Source organism: Ruegeria sp. SAZD011 (genome assembly GCF_059612545.1).
In genome coordinates this window covers 422,263-440,034 of the sequence record NZ_JBXWQU010000022.1, presented here as the reverse complement: position 1 = coordinate 440,034, position 17,772 = coordinate 422,263, and the positions used below count along the sequence as shown (strand labels likewise).

General features: G+C 64.3%; 17 protein-coding genes. 9 read left to right on the top strand and 8 right to left on the bottom strand.

What is annotated here, in order from left to right; all coding sequences use genetic code 11:
• Positions 1–216 precede the first annotated feature (216 nt).
• On the top strand, positions 217–882 hold the full coding sequence (locus AC2FLM_RS10855) for an SDR family NAD(P)-dependent oxidoreductase (RefSeq protein WP_234165657.1): 666 nt from the start codon (positions 217–219) through the stop codon (positions 880–882).
• Positions 879–2,405: a cryptochrome/photolyase family protein gene (locus AC2FLM_RS10850; protein ID WP_496857835.1), complete on the top strand. Its 1,527-nt coding sequence runs from the start codon at positions 879–881 to the stop codon at positions 2,403–2,405. The genes AC2FLM_RS10855 and AC2FLM_RS10850 overlap by 4 nt, the downstream gene beginning before the upstream one ends.
• Here the strand turns inward: AC2FLM_RS10850 and AC2FLM_RS10845 are convergent.
• Positions 2,402–3,823, bottom strand: a complete 1,422-nt coding sequence (locus tag AC2FLM_RS10845) for an MORN repeat-containing protein (RefSeq protein WP_430539564.1) — start codon at positions 3,821–3,823, stop codon at positions 2,402–2,404. The genes AC2FLM_RS10850 and AC2FLM_RS10845 overlap by 4 nt on opposite strands.
• Positions 3,824–3,976: 153 nt before the next feature.
• Between AC2FLM_RS10845 and AC2FLM_RS10840 the strand changes: the two genes are divergently transcribed.
• The 3 genes from AC2FLM_RS10840 to AC2FLM_RS10830 all read left to right on the top strand — a co-directional run bounded on the left by AC2FLM_RS10840 (position 3,977) and on the right by AC2FLM_RS10830 (position 7,875).
• Positions 3,977–5,635 (top strand): NAD+ synthase, encoded by a 1,659-nt coding sequence (locus AC2FLM_RS10840; protein WP_496857833.1) that lies wholly within the window; start codon positions 3,977–3,979, stop codon positions 5,633–5,635.
• Positions 5,636–5,831: 196 nt separating this feature from the next.
• Positions 5,832–6,428: a hypothetical protein gene (locus AC2FLM_RS10835; protein WP_496857831.1), complete on the top strand. Its 597-nt coding sequence runs from the start codon at positions 5,832–5,834 to the stop codon at positions 6,426–6,428.
• A gap of 115 nt (positions 6,429–6,543) precedes the next feature.
• Positions 6,544–7,875: an NAD(P)/FAD-dependent oxidoreductase gene (locus tag AC2FLM_RS10830; RefSeq protein WP_234219615.1), complete on the top strand. Its 1,332-nt coding sequence runs from the start codon at positions 6,544–6,546 to the stop codon at positions 7,873–7,875.
• Between the two features lie 10 nt (positions 7,876–7,885).
• Here AC2FLM_RS10830 and AC2FLM_RS10825 read toward each other — a convergent pair whose 3' ends face one another.
• A complete protein-coding gene (locus AC2FLM_RS10825) occupies positions 7,886–8,818 on the bottom strand; it encodes an MBL fold metallo-hydrolase (RefSeq protein ID WP_496857828.1) in 933 nt (310 codons plus the stop codon).
• 229 nt (positions 8,819–9,047) lie between these two features.
• On the opposite strand from AC2FLM_RS10825, the gene gltX reads away from it, so the two are divergent.
• Positions 9,048–10,373 carry a glutamate--tRNA ligase gene (gltX, locus tag AC2FLM_RS10820; protein ID WP_234142651.1) on the top strand — a complete coding sequence of 442 codons (1,326 nt, stop codon included), beginning with the start codon at positions 9,048–9,050 and terminating at the stop codon, positions 10,371–10,373.
• 79 nt (positions 10,374–10,452) lie between these two features.
• Here the strand turns inward: gltX and AC2FLM_RS10815 are convergent, their stop codons facing one another.
• Entirely contained in the window at positions 10,453–11,022 is a 570-nt protein-coding gene (locus AC2FLM_RS10815) for a gamma-glutamylcyclotransferase family protein (RefSeq protein ID WP_496857826.1), read from the bottom strand.
• A gap of 105 nt (positions 11,023–11,127) precedes the next feature.
• Between AC2FLM_RS10815 and AC2FLM_RS10810 the strand changes: the two genes are divergently transcribed.
• On the top strand, positions 11,128–11,595 hold the full coding sequence (locus AC2FLM_RS10810; protein WP_234142653.1) for an RrF2 family transcriptional regulator: 468 nt from the start codon (positions 11,128–11,130) through the stop codon (positions 11,593–11,595).
• Position 11,596: 1 nt separating this feature from the next.
• On the opposite strand, the gene AC2FLM_RS10805 is transcribed toward AC2FLM_RS10810, so the two are convergent.
• Together AC2FLM_RS10805 and AC2FLM_RS10800 are read right to left on the bottom strand one after the other, a co-directional pair.
• Positions 11,597–14,113, bottom strand: coding sequence for an ABC transporter permease (locus tag AC2FLM_RS10805; RefSeq protein WP_496857823.1), 2,517 nt, complete (start codon positions 14,111–14,113; stop codon positions 11,597–11,599).
• Complete coding sequence (locus AC2FLM_RS10800; RefSeq protein ID WP_234142656.1) at positions 14,110–14,805, bottom strand: ATP-binding cassette domain-containing protein; 696 nt, start codon at positions 14,803–14,805, stop codon at positions 14,110–14,112. Before AC2FLM_RS10800 ends, AC2FLM_RS10805 begins: the two co-directional genes overlap by 4 nt.
• A 48-nt stretch (positions 14,806–14,853) precedes the next feature.
• Here AC2FLM_RS10800 and AC2FLM_RS10795 point away from each other — a divergent pair, with 48 nt between their 5' ends.
• Positions 14,854–15,489 (top strand): arylesterase, encoded by a 636-nt coding sequence (locus AC2FLM_RS10795; RefSeq protein WP_496857821.1) that lies wholly within the window; start codon positions 14,854–14,856, stop codon positions 15,487–15,489.
• Positions 15,490–15,729: 240 nt separating this feature from the next.
• Here the strand turns inward: AC2FLM_RS10795 and AC2FLM_RS10790 are convergent, their stop codons facing one another.
• The 3 genes from AC2FLM_RS10790 to AC2FLM_RS10780 form a co-directional block, all read right to left on the bottom strand.
• Positions 15,730–15,936: a cold-shock protein gene (locus AC2FLM_RS10790; RefSeq protein WP_011046198.1), complete on the bottom strand. Its 207-nt coding sequence runs from the start codon at positions 15,934–15,936 to the stop codon at positions 15,730–15,732.
• A 202-nt stretch (positions 15,937–16,138) separates the two neighbouring features.
• Positions 16,139–16,696 (bottom strand): L,D-transpeptidase, encoded by a 558-nt coding sequence (locus AC2FLM_RS10785; protein ID WP_234137330.1) that lies wholly within the window; start codon positions 16,694–16,696, stop codon positions 16,139–16,141.
• A 60-nt stretch (positions 16,697–16,756) separates the two neighbouring features.
• Positions 16,757–17,140, bottom strand: coding sequence for a hypothetical protein (locus tag AC2FLM_RS10780; protein WP_234184439.1), 384 nt, complete (start codon positions 17,138–17,140; stop codon positions 16,757–16,759).
• A 129-nt stretch (positions 17,141–17,269) separates the two neighbouring features.
• Between AC2FLM_RS10780 and AC2FLM_RS10775 the strand changes: the two genes are divergently transcribed.
• Positions 17,270–17,662, top strand: a complete 393-nt coding sequence (locus AC2FLM_RS10775; protein ID WP_234137332.1) for an acyl-CoA thioesterase — start codon at positions 17,270–17,272, stop codon at positions 17,660–17,662.
• The last annotated feature ends 110 nt before the right edge of the window (positions 17,663–17,772 follow it).

Sequence of the window (17,772 nt, the reverse complement as noted above, 5' to 3'; positions counted from 1 at the left end):
AGCGGGCGCGCCGAAAGGGCACGCTCAGAGGCGGATTAGGATCAGTAGGCCACGCAGAACGGCGCCAGAAATGGCGGTGCCGGTCGATGCTATGTCTGCGCGGTTGATCATGCGGCAAGGTTATACCGGCCCGCGCGGGAATGGAAAGGGAGAAAATGCTGTCTCGGACGTGGCGCTGATATTGAAGTCGTTGCCAGTCCAGCTAGCTGCGGAAGCATGAAAAAGGCTCTTGTCATTGGTGCTTCGGGGGGGATCGGTGCGGCCATTGCGGCGCAGCTTGAAGCGCGCGGCATGTCCGTGACCGGCCTGTCGCGCTCTGCCGATGGGCTGGACCTGACCGATGATCAGAGGAGTGCGCGGATCTTACAAGGGCTCGATACCCCGTATGATCTGGTTTTGGTGGCGACCGGCGCGCTGGAAATCAACGGTGCCGGGCCAGAGAAATCGTTGCGCGCCCTGTCGGCGCAGGCCATGGCCGACCAATTCGCCCTGAATGCCATCGGCCCGGCCCTTGTCCTGCGCGAGGCGGGCCGACTTTTGCCGAGAGAATCCCGTAGCGTATGCGCGGTGCTTTCCGCGCGGGTCGGGTCGATCGGTGACAACCGGTTGGGCGGATGGGTCAGCTATCGCGCCTCCAAGGCGGCGTTGAACCAGATCGTCCGAACCGCAGCCATCGAGCTTGCGCGCAGCCACAAGCAGGCCGTCTGTGTCGCCTTGCATCCCGGTACAGTCGCCACCGCCTTTACCGAGAAATATCTTGGCCGCCATCCGGCGGTCTTGCCGAACGAAGCGGCGTCGAACCTGTTGCGCGTGATCGAGGGGCTTACACCCGAGCAGAGTGGTGGGTTCTATGATTGGGCCGGGAAAGAGGTTCCCTGGTGACCCGTCTCATCCTTGTTCTGGGTGATCAATTGAGCGCCGGCCTCTCCGCGCTGGCCGAGGCGGACCCAAACACCGATTGCGTTGTCATGGCCGAGGTCGCCGCCGAGGCCGAATATGTTCCGCATCACCCCAAAAAAATAGCGCTGGTGCTGGCGGCGATGCGCAAGTTTGCCGAACAGCTGCGCCGGGCAGGGTGGCGGGTCGCGTATTCTCGGCTCGACGATCCGGATACGAGCGGTTCCGTTGGCGACGAATTGCTGCGCCGGGCCGGTGAAACCGGCGCGACCGAGGTTCTGGTCACCACGCCCGGCGAGTGGCGGTTGATCGGGCAGCTTCGAGAGCTGCCGCTCAAGGTGACGCTACTTCCCGATAGGCGGTTCATCGCGTCCCGGCGCAATTTCGAGGACTGGGCAAAGGGGCGCAGCCAGTTGCGCATGGAATGGTTCTATCGCGACATGCGCCGCAAGACCGGGTTGTTGATGGAGGGTAATCAGCCTGCTGGCGGCAGTTGGAACTATGATGCCGAAAACCGCAAGCGCCCCCCGAGCGGCCACCAGTTTCCGGCCCCGATGCAATTCGCAACTGATAGCGTCACTGCCGAGGTTCTGGATCTTGTCGCTTCCCGTTTTGATGCCAGTTTCGGTACTCTGCGCCCGTTCTGGTTCGCCACCGACCGGGTACAGGCGTTGCAGGCGCTTGACCATTTCATCACCGAGGCGCTGCCTCTTTTTGGTGACTACCAGGATGCGATGCTGACGGGGGAACGGTTTCTGTATCATTCCGTCCTGTCGGTCTATCTCAATCTCGGTCTGTTGGAGCCGCTGGAGGTCTGCCGTGCTGCCGAACAGGCCTGGCGCCATGGCCATGCGCCCTTGAACGCCGTCGAAGGTTTCATTCGGCAGATCATCGGTTGGCGCGAATTCGTAAGGGGCATCTATTTCCTCGAGGGGGCGGGATACACGGCATCCAATGCGCTGGGACACCAGCGTGATCTGCCGGCCTTCTACTGGGGCGGCGAGACGCGGATGACCTGTATTCGCGAGGCGGTGTCGCAGACGCGGGACGAGGCCTATGCCCATCATATCCAGCGCTTGATGATCACCGGTAACTTCGCCCTTCTGGCGGGTGTTGATCCGCAACAGGTCCACGAATGGTATCTGGCCGTTTACGCCGATGCTTTCGAGTGGGTCGAGGCCCCGAACACCATTGGCATGAGCCAGTTCGCCGATGGCGGGATCGTGGCGTCCAAGCCCTATGTGTCGAGCGGCGCCTACATCAATCGGATGTCGGACCACTGCAAGACATGCGCCTATGACGTCAAGGCCAAGACCGGAGACCGGGCATGCCCCTTCAACCTGCTATACTGGAGCTTTCTGGACCGCCATCGCGACCGGTTTGCGAGCAATCCTCGCATGGGTAACATGTACCGGACGTGGGAGCGGATGGACCCGGATCAGCGCCGGACCATCCTGTCGGATGCCGACACCCTGCTGGCCCGGCTTGACGGCGGAGATATCGTCTAGCCGTCAGAAGCGGCGGGGGCCGGATCACCTTTGGTCAGCGCACCATTGTCCCAGTTGCCCTTTTCTTCCTGGCCGCTGGCATATTTCATGGTGCCTTCGCCCTGACGCTTGCCATTACGGAAATGGCCTTCGTAGACATCGCCATTGGCATAGGTGGCGACACCGATGCCGCTGATCTTGCCCGCCTGCCACTGGCCTTTGTAGCGGAACCCGTCGGCCATCACGATCTCGCCGTCGCCCTCGCGCTGGCCGTTGACATATTGCCCGGTATAGACCGATCCGTCGGGATAGGTGGCCTTGCCCTGTCCGTGGCGGACCCCGTCCTGCCATTCGCCCTCGTAGCGATAGCCGTCGGCATAGGTCATGATGCCCTGGCCGTGGTTCTTGGCATTCTTGAAGGTGCCCTTGTAGACGATGCCATTGGCATAGATCGCGGTACCGGTGCCCTCGATCACGCCGGCGACCCAATCGCCCTCATAGCTTGACCCGTCGGGATAGGTGATCTTGCCCTGGCCATCGGCCAGATCGGCGCGGAAATTGCCCTCGTAGACAGAGCCATCGGGATAGGTGACGCGGCCCTGGCCCTCGATCTGACCCGCGACCCAGGACCCGGCATAGCTGTAGCCGTCGGTGCCGGTGAAGATGCCCTGACCCTCGCGCCGGTCATCTGTGAAATCACCCTGATAGACATCGCCGTTTGCATAGGTGACCTTGCCCTTGCCCTCGCGACGGCCAGCGATCAGGTCGCCTTCGTAGACATCGCCATTGGCCTGGGTCAGCGTGCCCTTGCCGTTGATCTGCCCATCGGCCCAGAAGCCCACATAGACCAGCCCGTCGGGCAGGGTCAGCGTGCCCTCGCCATGACGCTGCCCCGCGACGATGCCGCCCTCGTAGACGGCGCCGTCGGGATAGGTGATCTTGCCCAACCCCTCTTTCTGACCGTCGACCCAGTCGCCATCATAGACATATCCACCGGGGCTTTGCATCACACCCTTGCCATGATGTTTGGCATCACGGAACCCGCCTTCGTACCGGACACCGTTGGCATAGATCGCGACACCCTGGCCGTTGATCACACCGTCCGACCATTCTCCCTCGTAGGTGCCCCCATCGGAAAAGGTGATCTTGCCCATGCCTTCGGGCTTGCCCTGGGCAAAGCTGCCCTCGTAGACCGACCCGTTGGGAAAGCGCGCGACGCCGCGGCCGCGGATCTCGCCATCGACCCATTCGCCGCTGTATTCATAGCCGTTGGGCAGCCGATAGGTGCCGGTGCCATGTTGCAGGCCGCCCCGGAACGTGCCCTCGTAGACGCCGCCGATCTCGTCCTGCGTGGTCAGGACCTGGTCCTGCTGGGCATAGGCCGCAGGGGCCATGGCCAGGATGGCGGCAAATGCGATGCGTCTGCGGTTTCTGGTCATTGGTGCCTCTGTCTGCCCTGTCGACCGTCTGAATGCGGCACCGCGAAATTAAGGCAGGTCCGGGCAAGGGGCAACGCCTTTTGCCGCATTTGGCTTTTCCTCGCGCGTCGATCTGATAAATCGGCAGATCAGGAGCAAGGGCAAGGGGGCATCATGGCCGACCGTTTCCGTATCACTCTGGCGCAGCTCAACCCCACCGTGGGTGACCTGGCTGGCAATGCCGCCAAGGCCCGCATGGCCTGGGAGCGGGGACGCGCGGCGGGGGCCGACCTGGTGGCGCTGCCCGAGATGTTCGTGACCGGGTACAACACGCAAGATCTGGTGATGAAGCCGGTGTTTCATGATGCCGCCATAGCCATGGTCGAGGCGTTGGCCGAGGAGTGCGCCGATGGCCCGGCGCTGGCCATAGGTGGCCCCTGGGTCGAGGGCGGCAAGCTCTATAACGCCTACCTGATCCTGCGGGGCGGCAAGATCGTCAGTCGCTCGCTCAAGACCCACCTGCCCAACGAGACCGTGTTCGACGAGGTGCGCATTTTCGATGCCGGGCCGCTGGGGGGGCCGTATTCGGTGGGCAATACCCGCATCGGCAGCCCGATCTGCGAGGATGCCTGGCACGAGGACGTGGCCGAGACACTGGCCGAAACCGGGGCCGAGTTCTTGCTGGTGCCCAATGGCTCGCCCTATTACCGCGACAAGTACGATACTCGGATCAACCAGATGGTGGCGCGGGTGGTCGAAACCGGCCTGCCGCTGATCTATCTCAACATGGTGGGTGGGCAGGACGATCAGGTGTTCGATGGCGGCACATTCGGCCTGAATCCAGGCGGCGCGCTGGTCTTTCGCATGCCGGTCTTTGACGAGGCAATCACGCATGTCGATCTGGAGCGCGGACCCGAGGGCTGGCGGATCGCCAAGGGAGAAGTGGCGCTGCTGCCCGACGCCTGGGAGCAGGATTACCGCGTGATGGTCGAAAGCCTGCGCGATTACATGCGCAAGGCCGGCTTTGCCAAGGCGCTGCTGGGCCTCTCTGGTGGTGTGGATTCGGCGCTGGTGGCGGCAATCGCGGCCGACGCCTTGGGCCCCGAGAACGTGCGCTGCGTCATGCTGCCTTCGGAATATACCAGTACCGAGTCGCTGGAGGATGCCGAGGCGGTGGCGCAGGCGCTGGGCGTTCGATACGACTATGTCCCGATCTCTGAAAGCCGGGCGGCGGTGACCAATACGCTGGCACCGCTCTTTGCCGGGACCGAACCGGGCCTGACCGAAGAGAACATCCAGTCCCGCCTGCGCGGCCTGTTACTGATGGCGCTTTCCAACAAGTTTGGCGAAATGCTGCTGACCACCGGCAACAAGTCCGAGGTGGCGGTGGGTTATGCCACCATCTATGGCGACATGGCGGGCGGCTATAACCCGATCAAGGATCTCTACAAGACGCGGGTGTTCGAAACCTGTCGCTGGCGCAACGCCAACCACCGGCCCTGGATGATGGGACCGGCGGGCGAGGTGATCCGGCCTTCGGTCATCGACAAGCCTCCCAGCGCCGAGTTGCGCGCGGATCAAAAGGACAGCGATAGCCTGCCGGATTATCCCGAACTGGACGCTATCCTGGAAATTCTGGTCGATCAGGACGGCTCCATCGCCGATTGCGTGGCCGCCGGGTTCGACCGCGATGTCGCCCGCCGGGTCGAGCATCTGATCTATATCAGCGAGTACAAGCGATATCAGGCCGCCCCCGGTGCCCGGCTGACCCCGCGCGCCTTCTGGCTGGACCGGCGATATCCCATCGTGAATCGCTGGCGCGACCCGAGTTGATGCGGCATCGGCAACAATCGTTGATGGCTGTAGAGACTGTCTCGGGGTCAAATCCGATTTGAGGCGAATTTGACCTAAATATGACATTTTGAGGGCGCGGACCCGGTGAAGATGGCAAAATCGCCATTGTCACCGCCTTTGCCCTCTGACCGGGCGCAAAACGGGGCGATGGATATTCGTATCTGGGATGTGTGCCATGTTGAATCCTCTGAACGCCCCCCCGCAAGGGGTGGAAATGCTGAAATCGCCACCGCGTGAGATCGACGAAGCCGTCATCGACAAGGTCGTCGAGGCGGTGATGCGCGAAGAGGCGGCTGCGCCAAGGCCCAAGCCGCGCAAGACCCTGCCCGAGATCGCACCTGCCGTGCCGACGAACCCTCCAGAGGTCGAAGGCAAAACGCGCTATCAGCCGAAATGGCGCCATTCGGCCGCCATCCTGGCGCTTGCGATCTTGATCGGCTGGCCGGGATTGCTTCCGCTGTTGCTGGGCCTCGCCATTGTCTTGCCGATCATTGCCTATCTGACTGTGGGCCACGACCGCATGTCTGAAATGGTCGCGGCGACGTTTGACCGGTTCCGGCGGTTTGATCCGGTCCGGGCCGAGATCCTGCGCGATTGGGCGATGCGGCGCGTCGCCGGGATCGAACGGTTGTTGTCCTGGCTGCCCGAGCGCTGGACCTCCGGGCTGTACCTGCCCGACTTCCGGGATGCACCTGTGGTGCATGACAAGATGCGGTTGGATCCGTTCTCGCGGTTCCAGGCCGACCAGCCGGAAAAACCTGACGCAAGGTAATGGCAGTTCTGCCACAGACTGCAAGGATGTGATCCGGCGCGTCGATTTAGCCCCTTTCGTCCGGGCAGGGCGGGCTACATCACTGACACTGATTGTGTCCTGTGAATGAGCCCGAATGCCCGGACCCCGCCCGACCGATTTCTATTCCGACCTTGCCCTGCCAAAGCAGGTCGAGGTCGTTGTGGTTGGTGGTGGCATCATCGGGGTCTCGGCGGCGCTGGAATTGGCGGAACGAGGCGTCTCGGTCCTGTTGTGCGAAAAGGGTCAGATCGGCGCTGAGCAGAGTTCACGCAACTGGGGTTGGGTGCGGCTGGGCATGCGCGACCCGCGCGAGATCCCGCTCATGCAGGCTGCGCTGGAGATCTGGGACGGGTTGGATGCGCGTCTGGGACGCAACACCGGCTTCGTGCGCTCGGGCATCCTGTTTGCCGCTTCGGGGCGGCGCAGCACCGGGAATCTGGAGCGCTGGGCGCGCCATGTGGATGGGCTGGACACGCGGGCCCGGATGATCGAAGGCGCCGAACTTGCCGCCCATCTGCCCGGTCATCGCAAGCCGCCGGGCGCGGCGCTGTTCATGCCGCAGGACGGCCGGGCCGAGCCGCAATGGGCCGCCCCCGCGATTGCCGAGGGCGCCCGTGACCGGGGTGCACAAATCCTGACGGCCTGTGCGGTGCGTTCGGTCGATGTCGAGGCGGGCCGGGTGACAGGGGTCTATACAGAACGGGGCCGGGTGGGCTGTTCCAGAGTGATTTTGGCGGGAGGGGCATGGTCGCGCCTCTTTGCTGGCAATGCAGGCGTCTCACTGCCGCAACTCAAGGTGCTCAACACCGTGTTGCGCAGTTCGCCGATGCCCGATGGTCCGAATGCCGCCTACTGGTCAGACGCGTTTGCCATGCGCCGTCGCGCCGATGGAGGGTTCACCATAGCTGCCGGCACCCAGAACACGGTCGAGCTGGTACCTGACAGCTTGCGCTTGGCCTATAGCTTCCTGCCCGCCTACCGGCAGGAATGGCGTTCGCTGCGCTTTCGGCTGTCGCGCCGCTGGCTGGAAGAGGCGCAGATGGCGCGCCAGTGGCAGCCAGGCGATGTGACCCCGTTCGAGCTGACCCGGATACTCGACCCGGAGCCGTCGCAGAAACACCTGCGCCGCGCGTGGTCTGCCGCCCGCCGCGCCTTTCCGATGCTCGACGGGGCCGAGATCATGCAAAGCTGGGCCGGGATGATCGACGTGACCCCGGATGCGATCCCGGTAATCTCGGGTGTCCCGGATCTGCCGGGCCTGTTCATTGCGACCGGCTTTTCCGGTCACGGGTTCGGGATTGGACCGGGCGCCGGGCGGCTGATCGCCGATCTGGCGACAAGCGAACCCCCGGTGGTGGACCCGTGGGAGTTTCGCCTGTCGCGGTTCAGCGATGGCAGCCGGGTGGCGCCCGATCCGGGGTACTGAGCCCGGAGCCTTAGCCCATCAACTGATAGCTGACGGGCACGAAGCGGAAACCGTCACCGCGCGCTTCCACGTAACCTGCTGCGGGGAACGGCATGTGATAGCCGATCATCGGCACCCGGTCCGCGGCCAGCATGCCCAGGATCTGACGGCGCGAGGCGGTTGCCTTGGCCTTGTCCATGTCGAACCGTACCTCCCATTCAGGATGCGCGAAGGACCAGACATAATGGTTCGCCAGATCGGCGGTCAGCATCAACTGTTGCCCGTCGCTCTCCAGCATGTAACCCATATGGCCCGGCGTGTGCCCCGAGGCATCGACCGCCGTTACCCCGGCGGCGACCGAGGCGCCCGGCTCGACAAAGGTCATTTTCTCCGCCAGCGGCGTTACATGCGACTTTACCAGGTCACCGACACGGTTGCCGGCCTCGGCCTTGGACCAGAAATCGTATTCGGCGGCGCCGGTGACATAACGGGCATTGGCAAAGGTGGGGGCGCCATCGGTCATCATGCCGCCGATATGGTCGGGATGCATATGGGTGACTACCACCACATCGATGGCTTCGGGCGCAGCGCCAGCTGCTTCTAGCGCGCGGGTGATGCCGCCCTGGCCCAGACCGGTGTCGAACAGCACCAGTTCGGCCCCGGTATCGACCAGCGTAGGGGTAAAGAAGAATTGTGCCGTGTCGGCAGGGATGAAGTTCTCGGCCGAGACACGCGCGAAATCTTCGTCCGATGCGCCACCGCCAAAGATGTCCTTGGCCCCGTCACGCGGCAGGCTGCCGTCAAGAAGGGTGGTCACCCCCAGGCTGCCCAGCTTGAACGAGCGGGCGATGGGGGCCGCCGCCTTGCCGCCATGGGCACCGGCCAGGACGGGCGCCGCGGCGGCGGCAAGCGGCAGGGATGCGGCACCGGTCAAGGCGGCGCGGCGCGAAAGCTTCAGGGTCATGTCAGACCTCCCCAGTTATGTGTGAAACACCCAAAAGGATAGGGCAGCGCGCGCCCCCGGCAACCTCGGCATTCGTGCATAAATCTGTGCGGATTTGAGGTGGTGCCGGATGATCGGCCGGATCGGCGACAAGCGAAACAGTGATGTTGTCTGTGTGATGCGGGTAACAGGGGCCGAACTGGACAATTGTCGGCCCTTGTGACAAGGGGATCGGCAACAGGAGATGTCCATGACCACCACCCGTTTCGCCCCTTCGCCCACCGGTTACATTCATGTGGGCAACCTGCGCACCGCGCTGATGAACTATCTGATCGCCCGCAAGGCGGGCGGTACCTTCATCCTGAGGATCGACGACACCGACCCCGAGCGGTCGAAAGAGGAATATGTCGACGCAATCAAGCAGGATCTCGACTGGCTGGGCCTGCATTGGGACCGGGTGGAGCGTCAGTCCGAGCGGCTGGACCGCTATGCCGAGGCCGCCGACAAGCTGCGCGACATGGGCCGGTTCTACGAGGCGTTCGAGACCCCGACCGAACTGGATCTGAAGCGCAAGAAGCAGCTCAACATGGGCAAGCCACCGGTCTATGACCGGGCGGCGCTGTCGCTGTCTGAGGGTGAGAAAGACGCCCTGCGTGCCGAGCGCGGTAACGGGGTGTGGCGTTTCAAGCTGGATCAGGAGCGGATCGAGTGGACTGACGGCATCCTCGGGGATATCTCGATCGACGCGGCCAGTGTCAGCGACCCGGTCCTGATCCGGGGCGACGGTCAGGTTCTCTATACGCTGGCGTCGGTGGTGGATGATACCGATATGGGCGTCACCGATGTGGTGCGCGGCTCGGACCATGTGACCAACACCGCGACCCAGATCCAGATCATGGCGGCGCTCGGGTTCGAACACCCCCGCTTTGCGCATCATTCGCTGCTGACCGGCCCGCAGGGCGAGGCGTTGTCGAAGCGCCTGGGCACGCTGGCCCTGCGCGACCTGCGCGAACAGGGAGTGCAGCCGATGGCGCTGCTCAGCCTGATGGCGCGGCTCGGCTCGTCCGATCCGGTCGAGTTGCGCAGCGACATGGCCGAGCTGATCGAGGGGTTCGACGTGACCCGGTTTGGCGCGGCACCGACCAAGTTCGATGTGCAGGATCTGTTTCCGCTGACGGGGCGCTACCTGCAGGCGCTGCCGCTGGAGGCAGTCGCGGCAGACGTGGCAGCGGCGGGTGTGCCCGAGGATATGGCCGCGCCTTTCTGGTTGATGGCGCGCGAGAACATCACCACGCTGAACGATCTGGCAGGGTGGTGGGCGCTGTGCAGGGACGGAGCCGAGCCGCTGATCGCCGACGAAGATCGCGCCTTTGTGGCCGAGGCCATGGCGCTCTTGCCCGAAGGGCCGCTTGACGGTGACAGCTGGGGTGCCTGGACCCAGGCAGTGAAAGAGGCCACCGGCCGCAAGGGCAAGGGGCTGTTCATGCCGCTGCGCAAGGCGGTAACCGGTATGGAGCGCGGCCCGGAAATGGCTACCCTGCTGCCGTTGATGCAGGTGATCCGCGCGCGCGGCTGAGCGGGAGCGCAAGATTTTTCGACGAAAAATCTTGTCGCCTCCGGCGGGAGTATTTGCGGCGAAATGAAGGGCTGCGCGTTCAGCTCACCGCGACGATGCGCGCGCCGATTTCGATGAGGGACCGGTCCACCAGATCGGTCTCTTCTGCCTTGAGTTGCTGGTGGCGCGGGTAGCGCGGCCGGGAGCGGTCGTCGAGAATGGGTGCTTCCCAGCCGCTGGTGGTGTTAAAGAAATCACGCACGCCCTCGCGGCCGAAGGCATGCAGATAGCCCTGCACCACCACGTCGATATAGCTGAGCAGGATGGGGTGCCGGGTGCTCGGCACGCTCTGTTTTTCCGGTGCCACCGCATAGACCGCGATCTCGGCGCGCTGCTTCAGGTCGTGGCGCACGTGGTCGGTGACCGCGACGCGGTCATAGGCCCATTCGCGCGCATCGAGTGCTTGCCAGTCGTCATTGGGCACATGGGCGATCATGCCGTCGATGCTGCAATCCGCATCCGGAAGTGCCGTCAGAAAGGCCACTTGTCTGAGGTCTGTATGACGCCAGATGCGCCGCCAGCCATGCAGGCGGGCCGGGCGCGGATCGGGGAAGTCGTGGGTTGCCAGGTTCACCAGGCTGCCGTAGCCGAAGAAATAGGGGTCTGCCATAGGTGCCTCGCCGCCGATCCGGTGCAATTGATGTATGTCAAACAGGTTTTTCCCGGGTTGTGCAATAAGGCTTGCAGATGAAATCCCACGGGGGAGGACCCGATCATGCGCATTACCAAGCGCACCAATATTGCGGTTCGGCTGCTGATGTACTGCGCCGCGCATCCGGACCGGCTGGTGACCAAGTCCGAGATTGCCGAAGTCTGCAACATTTCCGAGAACCATCTGGCCCAGGTAATCAACCAGCTCAGCCAGTTGGGGTTCCTGACCACGCAGCGCGGCCGCAATGGCGGCATGTGTCTGGGCATGGCCGCGGATGCGATCCGCATCGGGGAGGTGTTCAGACATGTCGAGGGCAACCTGCCGATGGTCGAGTGTTTCGCCGATGCCGACAACAGTTGTCCGCTGACCGATGCCTGCCGCCTTCGGCTGGCGCTGAGGGATGCGGCGCAGGCGTTCTATGCTTCGCTGGACGAGATCACGCTGGATGCGCTGGTCTGTGACAACACCGACCTGCTCAAGATCCTCAATCCGGTGGTCTGCGCGCGGCAGAGCGTGTCCCAGGCGGGCTGATTCATTCTCGGGCACGCAGGACGCGCGCCGGGCGGGTGGCGAGCGGGGACAGAGAGAACACAAGGCTTGCACCAAGTACCGCTGATACGCCCCCCAGAACGATGGTCAGTGCCGAAGGCCAGATCACCGAGAATGATGTCTCGAAGACAAAGCGGCTGACCGCCCAGCCGCCCAGGATGCCTGCGGCCAGCGCGATGGTTCCGGCAGCGGCGCCCAAAAGGGCGCTGCGCAGTGTAAGGCTCAGCAGGATACGGCGGCGCGACGCGCCCAGGGTGCGCAGTACCGCCGCCTCGTAGATGCGTGCGCCCTGACCTGCGGCGGCGGCGCCGATCAGGACCAGAAACCCGGTCAGCAAAGAGACGCCTGCGCCATAGGATGTGGCGCTGGCCAACCCGGCCAGCAGGCCCGAGGCGCGGTCGATGGCGTCGCGCACCCGGATTGCGGTGATATTGGGATAGCTGCTGGCCAGATCGCGCAGAATGGCGGCCTCGGCGGCTTCGTCGGCATAGACCGTGGCGATATGGCTATGGGGGGCGCCGGACAGGGCAGCAGGGTTCATCGCCATGATGAACCCCATGCCCGCGGTCGAGAAATCGACCTCGCGAAATGACGAGATACGGGCGGTGATATCGCGGCCCAGGATATTGACGGTCAGGGTATCGCCCAGTTGCAGGCCCATCTCGGCCGCCTCTTCGGCGGCAAAGCTGATCAGGGGCGGGCCTGCGTAATCTTCGGGCCACCATGCGCCCTCGGTCAGCCGGGTGGTGTCGGGCAGTTCGGCGGAATAGGTCACCCCCCGATCGCCGCGCAGGACCCAATGGTTTCCGGCGACCTCGCGCGCGGGCAGATCGTTGATACGCGTGATGATGCCGCGCAGCATCGGCGCGCTTTCGATACGGCTGACGCCGGGGTCGTTTCGCAGCCGGGCGGTAAAGCCGGGCATCTGGTCACGCTGGATATCGACAAAGAAATACGAGGGCGCCACATCGGGCAGGTTGCCGGAAATCGCGTTGCGCAGCGTGCCGTCGATCTGGCCCACGGCGGCCAGCACCGACAGGCCAAGGCCCAGCGACAGCATCACTGGCGCCGCCCCCTGCCGTGGCGAGGATATCGAGGCCAGCGCCCAGCGAAGTGCCGGGCGGCCACGCGCCAGCGGGGTGGCGGCACGACTGAGCGCCCGCACCGCACCGGCGGCGAAGGCGAGCAAGAGGAGCGCCCCGGCGATGCCGCCCAGGGTCCAGAGTGTCAGGGTGACGGCCCCGCTGAACCATGCGGCCAGCCCGCACAGCAGGACCAGCCCGGCGCCCGTGGCCAGCACATAGCGAAATCGCGGCAGCAGCGGGGCGCGGGACAGCGCATCGCGCAGCAGGGTCGCGGCGCGCACCTCCTCGGTCCGGGCCAGAGGCCAGAGGGTAAAGACCAGCGCCGTCAGCAGGCCATAGATCGCGGCTTCGGCCAGCGGCTCTGGGTAGATCGCAAAGACAGCAGGCACCGGCAGTTGCGCCTCGATCAGCGGCGCCAGCAGCAGGGGCGCGAACCCGCCAAGCGCGAGCCCCAGCAGGATGCCAAGGCCCGACAACGCGCCGATTTGCAGGAAATAGGTCTGGAACACGGTGCGCCGGTCGGCGCCCAGCGTGCGCAGCGTGGCAATGGTGGCGGTCTTGTCAGCCAGATAGGCGCGAACCGCCGCCGAGACTCCGATGCCGCCCACAGCCAGGCCAGAGAGTCCGACAAGGATCAGGAACGCGCCCAATCGCCGGGTGAAATCGGCGATGCCAGGGGCGCCATTGCGCGCATCGGTCCAGCGCAGGCCACTGTCGGCGAAGCGCGCGCGGGCCTCTTGCGAGATGCTGGCCAGATCGCTCTCGGGGGGCAGGTCGAGCCGGTATTTGGTGTCAAAGAGGGTGCCCGGCGCCAACAGGCCGGATTGCGTCAGGTCCTCGGTTCGCACAAGCGTGCGTGGCCCGAGGGCAAAGCCGTCTGCGACACCGTCCGGCACCTGCATCAGCCGTGCCATCAGGACAAAATCCTGCGTGCCGAGCCGAAAGCGATCACCGGGTTGCAGCCCCAGCCGGCCGGACAGAACCGGTTCCATCACTCCACCGGGCAGGCCATTGGTGCCCGCCAGCGCCTGATCAAGCGGCAGGTCCGGGTCCAGCGTGACACTGCCAAGCAGGGGATAGGCATCGTCCACCGCCTTGACCTGGGTCAGGGCGCGCTCGTCGCCCACGACGGCCATCGAGCGGAAATCCACCAGTTCCGAAACCCGGTTGGCGCGGGTCTGCATCCACACCCGCTCCTCGGGGGTGGCAAAGCGATAGGTGAAACTCATCTGCGCATCACCGCCGAGAAGGGCAGCACCCTCGCGGGTCAGCCCGGCCTCGATTGCGCTGCGGACCGAGCCGACGGCGGCAATGGCGGCGACGCCCAGCGCCAGACAGGCCAGAAAGATGCGGAACCCCCGCAGCCCGCCGCGCAACTCGCGCCTGGCGAGGCGGGCGGCCAGTCGCAGGCTCATTGCGCGGCCTCGCGGCTTTCGTTGTCCTCGATACGGCCATCGCGCAGGCGGACTACCCGGTCGCAGCGGCTGGCCAAGCGGGCGCTGTGGGTGACCAATACCAGCGTTGCGCCATACTGGTCGCGCAGGCCGAACAAAAGGTCCATGATCGCGGCGCCATTGGCCTCGTCCAGATTGCCGGTCGGCTCGTCGGCCAGCAGGATTGCAGGGCGCGGGGCCGCGGCACGGGCCAGTGCGACGCGCTGTTGCTCGCCGCCCGAGAGTTGCGCCGGATAATGCCCGGCGCGGTGGGACAGACCCACCGCCGCAAGCTCGGCCGCCGCGCGGTCGAATGCGTCTCGGTGGCCAGCCAGTTCCAGCGGCGTCGCCACGTTTTCCAGCGCGGTCATGGTGGGGATCAGGTGAAAGCTTTGGAACACCACGCCCATCCGGTCGCGTCTGAAGCGGGCCAATGCGTCTTCGTCCATCGCGCCCAGATTGTGGCCCAGCACCTGCACCCGGCCACCGGTGGCGCGTTCGAGCCCGCCCATCAACATCAACAGCGAGGATTTGCCCGATCCCGATGGCCCGACCAGCCCCAGCGTCTGCCCCGCCGATACACTCAGCGAGATACCGCGCAGGATATCGACCCGCCCGGCATTGCCTTCGAGCGACAAACGGGCATCTTCTAGGAGAATGGCAGGGTCGGTCATGATGGGCCTTTGCTTGGGTATTCTAGGGCATATGGAGCGTCGAGGGATATGCGCAAGGCTTTGATCGGGCTTCTGTTGACGGGGTGGGGCGCGGCTGCAACGGCCGAACCGGTGGTGATCGCCGCGCTGGGCGACAGCCTGACCCAGGGCTATGGCCTCGTGCAGGATCAGGGCTTCGTACCCCAGTTGCAACGCTGGCTGGTGGCCGAGGGGGCCGAGGTCACGCTGATCAATGCAGGCGTCTCGGGCGATACCACGGCGGGCGGCGCGGCGCGTGTGGCCTGGACCCTGACGCCCGAGGTGGATGCGATGATCGTGGCGCTGGGGGGCAATGACCTGCTGCGTGGCATCGCGCCCGAGGTGGCGCGCAGCAATCTGGCAACGATCCTGACCGAGGCGCAACAGGCCGGGGTCGAGGTGCTGCTGATCGGCATGCAGGCACCAGGCAATTACGGCGCCGAGTACAAGGCGGCGTTCGATGCCATATATCCCGAGCTGGCTGCCGAATACGGTGCGCTGTTTGCGCCGAGCTTCTTTGCCGGGCTCGCGGCTGAGGGCGACCCCTCGGCGGTGTCAGGCTTTATGCAGGGCGACGGTATCCACCCCAATGCCGAAGGTGTGGCGCGAATCGTCGCGGCGCTGGGTCCGCATGTGCTGGACCTTATCCGGTCGGCGGAGGAATGAGATGCCGGGACGCTTCTTTCTGACCCGGCAGCTGGCGTAACGCGCCGAATCCTCACCGGATGGGAGTGCTATTGACACTTGCGGATGTGCCGATCTGGCTGATTGGCGATGAAACGCAGGTTCAAGCGCTGATGCGGCTCTGGCCCAAGGGCCGGTTGCGGATCAAGAAGGCGACGGATGTGGATTGGTCCGCCCTTAGAAAGGGCCGGGTCCGGCAAGGCGGACCCGACGCGCAAAAGCTCAGAGCAGCTTCAGGTCGACCGCGGATTCGCGGCCGTCGCGTCCGGGCTTCAACTCGTAGCTGACTTTCTGGTTGTCGGCGAGGCCGGTCAGCCCCGAACGTTCAACGGCGGAAATGTGCACGAACACATCCTTGCCGCCTTCTTCGGGGGCGATAAAGCCGAAGCCTTTGGTGGTGTTGAACCATTTGACGGTGCCGGTGGCCATCGTCATATCTCCTGTCTGTTCTTTCAATTCCCTGCCCGCGATATGCGGCAGATCGGCTCGGTCAATGCGAAATCGAGGACTGAGCCGGAAAAGGAGCAGTATGGTCGATAGCGTAACGTTGCGCCCCCAGAAATGGGTCGCGCTTACGCGTTTGGCAAGAAGAATCTCGCATTACCGCCGGTCTGGCGCTGAAATCCGAGCGTCAGAGCACCGTCACGAGCGTGCCGAGAGGCACCCGGTTGTACAGGTCGATCACGTGCTCGTTGAGCATGCGGATACAGCCGTTCGATGCAGCCTGTCCAATGGTTTCGGGCTGAGTGGTGCCATGAATGCGGAAATAGGTGTCGACACCGTTCTGGAACAGGTAGAGCGCCCTTGCCCCCAGCGGGTTCCCCGGGCCGCCGGGCTGAACATAGGAGTTGTCCACGAATTTGGCATAGGTTCGCGGGTCGCGCTCGATCATCTCTTGCGTCGGGCGCCACGTGGGCCATTCCTTTTTGACGTCGATGGTGGCGTTGCCGGTAAACTCCAGCCCGGCCTTGCCGACGCCACATCCGTAACGGATCGCCTGACGTTCCTCGGTCACGTAGTAGAGGTAGAAAGAACGCGGGAGGATCAGCAAATGTCCGGGTTCGAACGCTTTCTTGATCCGCACGAATTGTGGTGTTGGGTCGAACTCTGCACTGGCGTTGGCCTGCACCGCCCATGGCAGCGTACCGGCCGCAACCGAAGCGGCGATGAATGTCCGGCGCGTGATCATGTCTGGCCTCGCATCTTGAAACGGTAATATCAGGTATTTTCCGGTGCCTGTTCCGCTTGGTCAATGCGTTTGGCGGCTATAGCGGAAAAGTGATGCCAGAGTTGCGGCGGCAAAGGCACAAGTGGCGATCCAACCGAAATACCAAGCCTGGCCGGCAAGTGCATCTTCGGCAAAGGAGGCGGCAAAGCGGGACTTTCCCAAATGAGCGGTCAGAAAGGCCGCGAGAGTCAGCAGGGCGAATCCGCCCTGCCTTGGCAGGCGCGGGATCCCGAGCGCCCCGGCAAGGATCGCCAGACCGATACCCAGCGGCAGACCGATCCAGATCACCTTTTGCGCCCACCATGGATGTGCCCCCAGTCTGAGCGTCACCCCGGTGATCTGCGCAATCAGCGCGAATACAAGCAAGACCGCGCCCGGCAAGAGGGCTGTGTTGAGACGTCGCATAGAGCCAACATTCCCATTTATGTGATGGCATGAAAGGCGGTGCACCGGAACGTGATGATGATTGCGGAGTCGCCCGCGAATTGCTTTACGCTGTCTCCAGCCGCAGTGCAGCAAAGAGGATATCGCGCCATGACCGACCCGCAACCCAATGGTGAACTCACCCTGCGCACACTTGCGATGCCGCGCGATGTGAACGTGAACGGCGACATCTTTGGTGGCTGGGTGCTGAGCCAGATGGACATCGCCGCTGGCCTGACCGCTGGCGCCCGCGCAGGGGGGCGGGTGACCACGGTTGCGGTGGATGCGATGAAGTTCATCCGGCCCGTGGGCGTCGGTGACGTGTTGTGCATTTACTGCCAGGTGGTGCGTGTCGGACGCAGTTCGATGGCGATCGAGATCGAGGCCTGGGCGTTGCGCGACCGGCAGGGACTGCGCGAGAAGGTGACCGAAGCGGTGTTCACTTTCGTTGCGATCGACGAGCAGGGCAGACCCCGCCCGGTGGACGGCACCGCCGCAGGCTGATTGCCGCCGAACGGCGGAACAGGGCGGACGAAGCCCTCTTTTCAGTTTGCCAAAGCTGCATATCATATCGCTTCGGGCGCCCGACTCAGAGTGACGGGCCAGCGTGGACC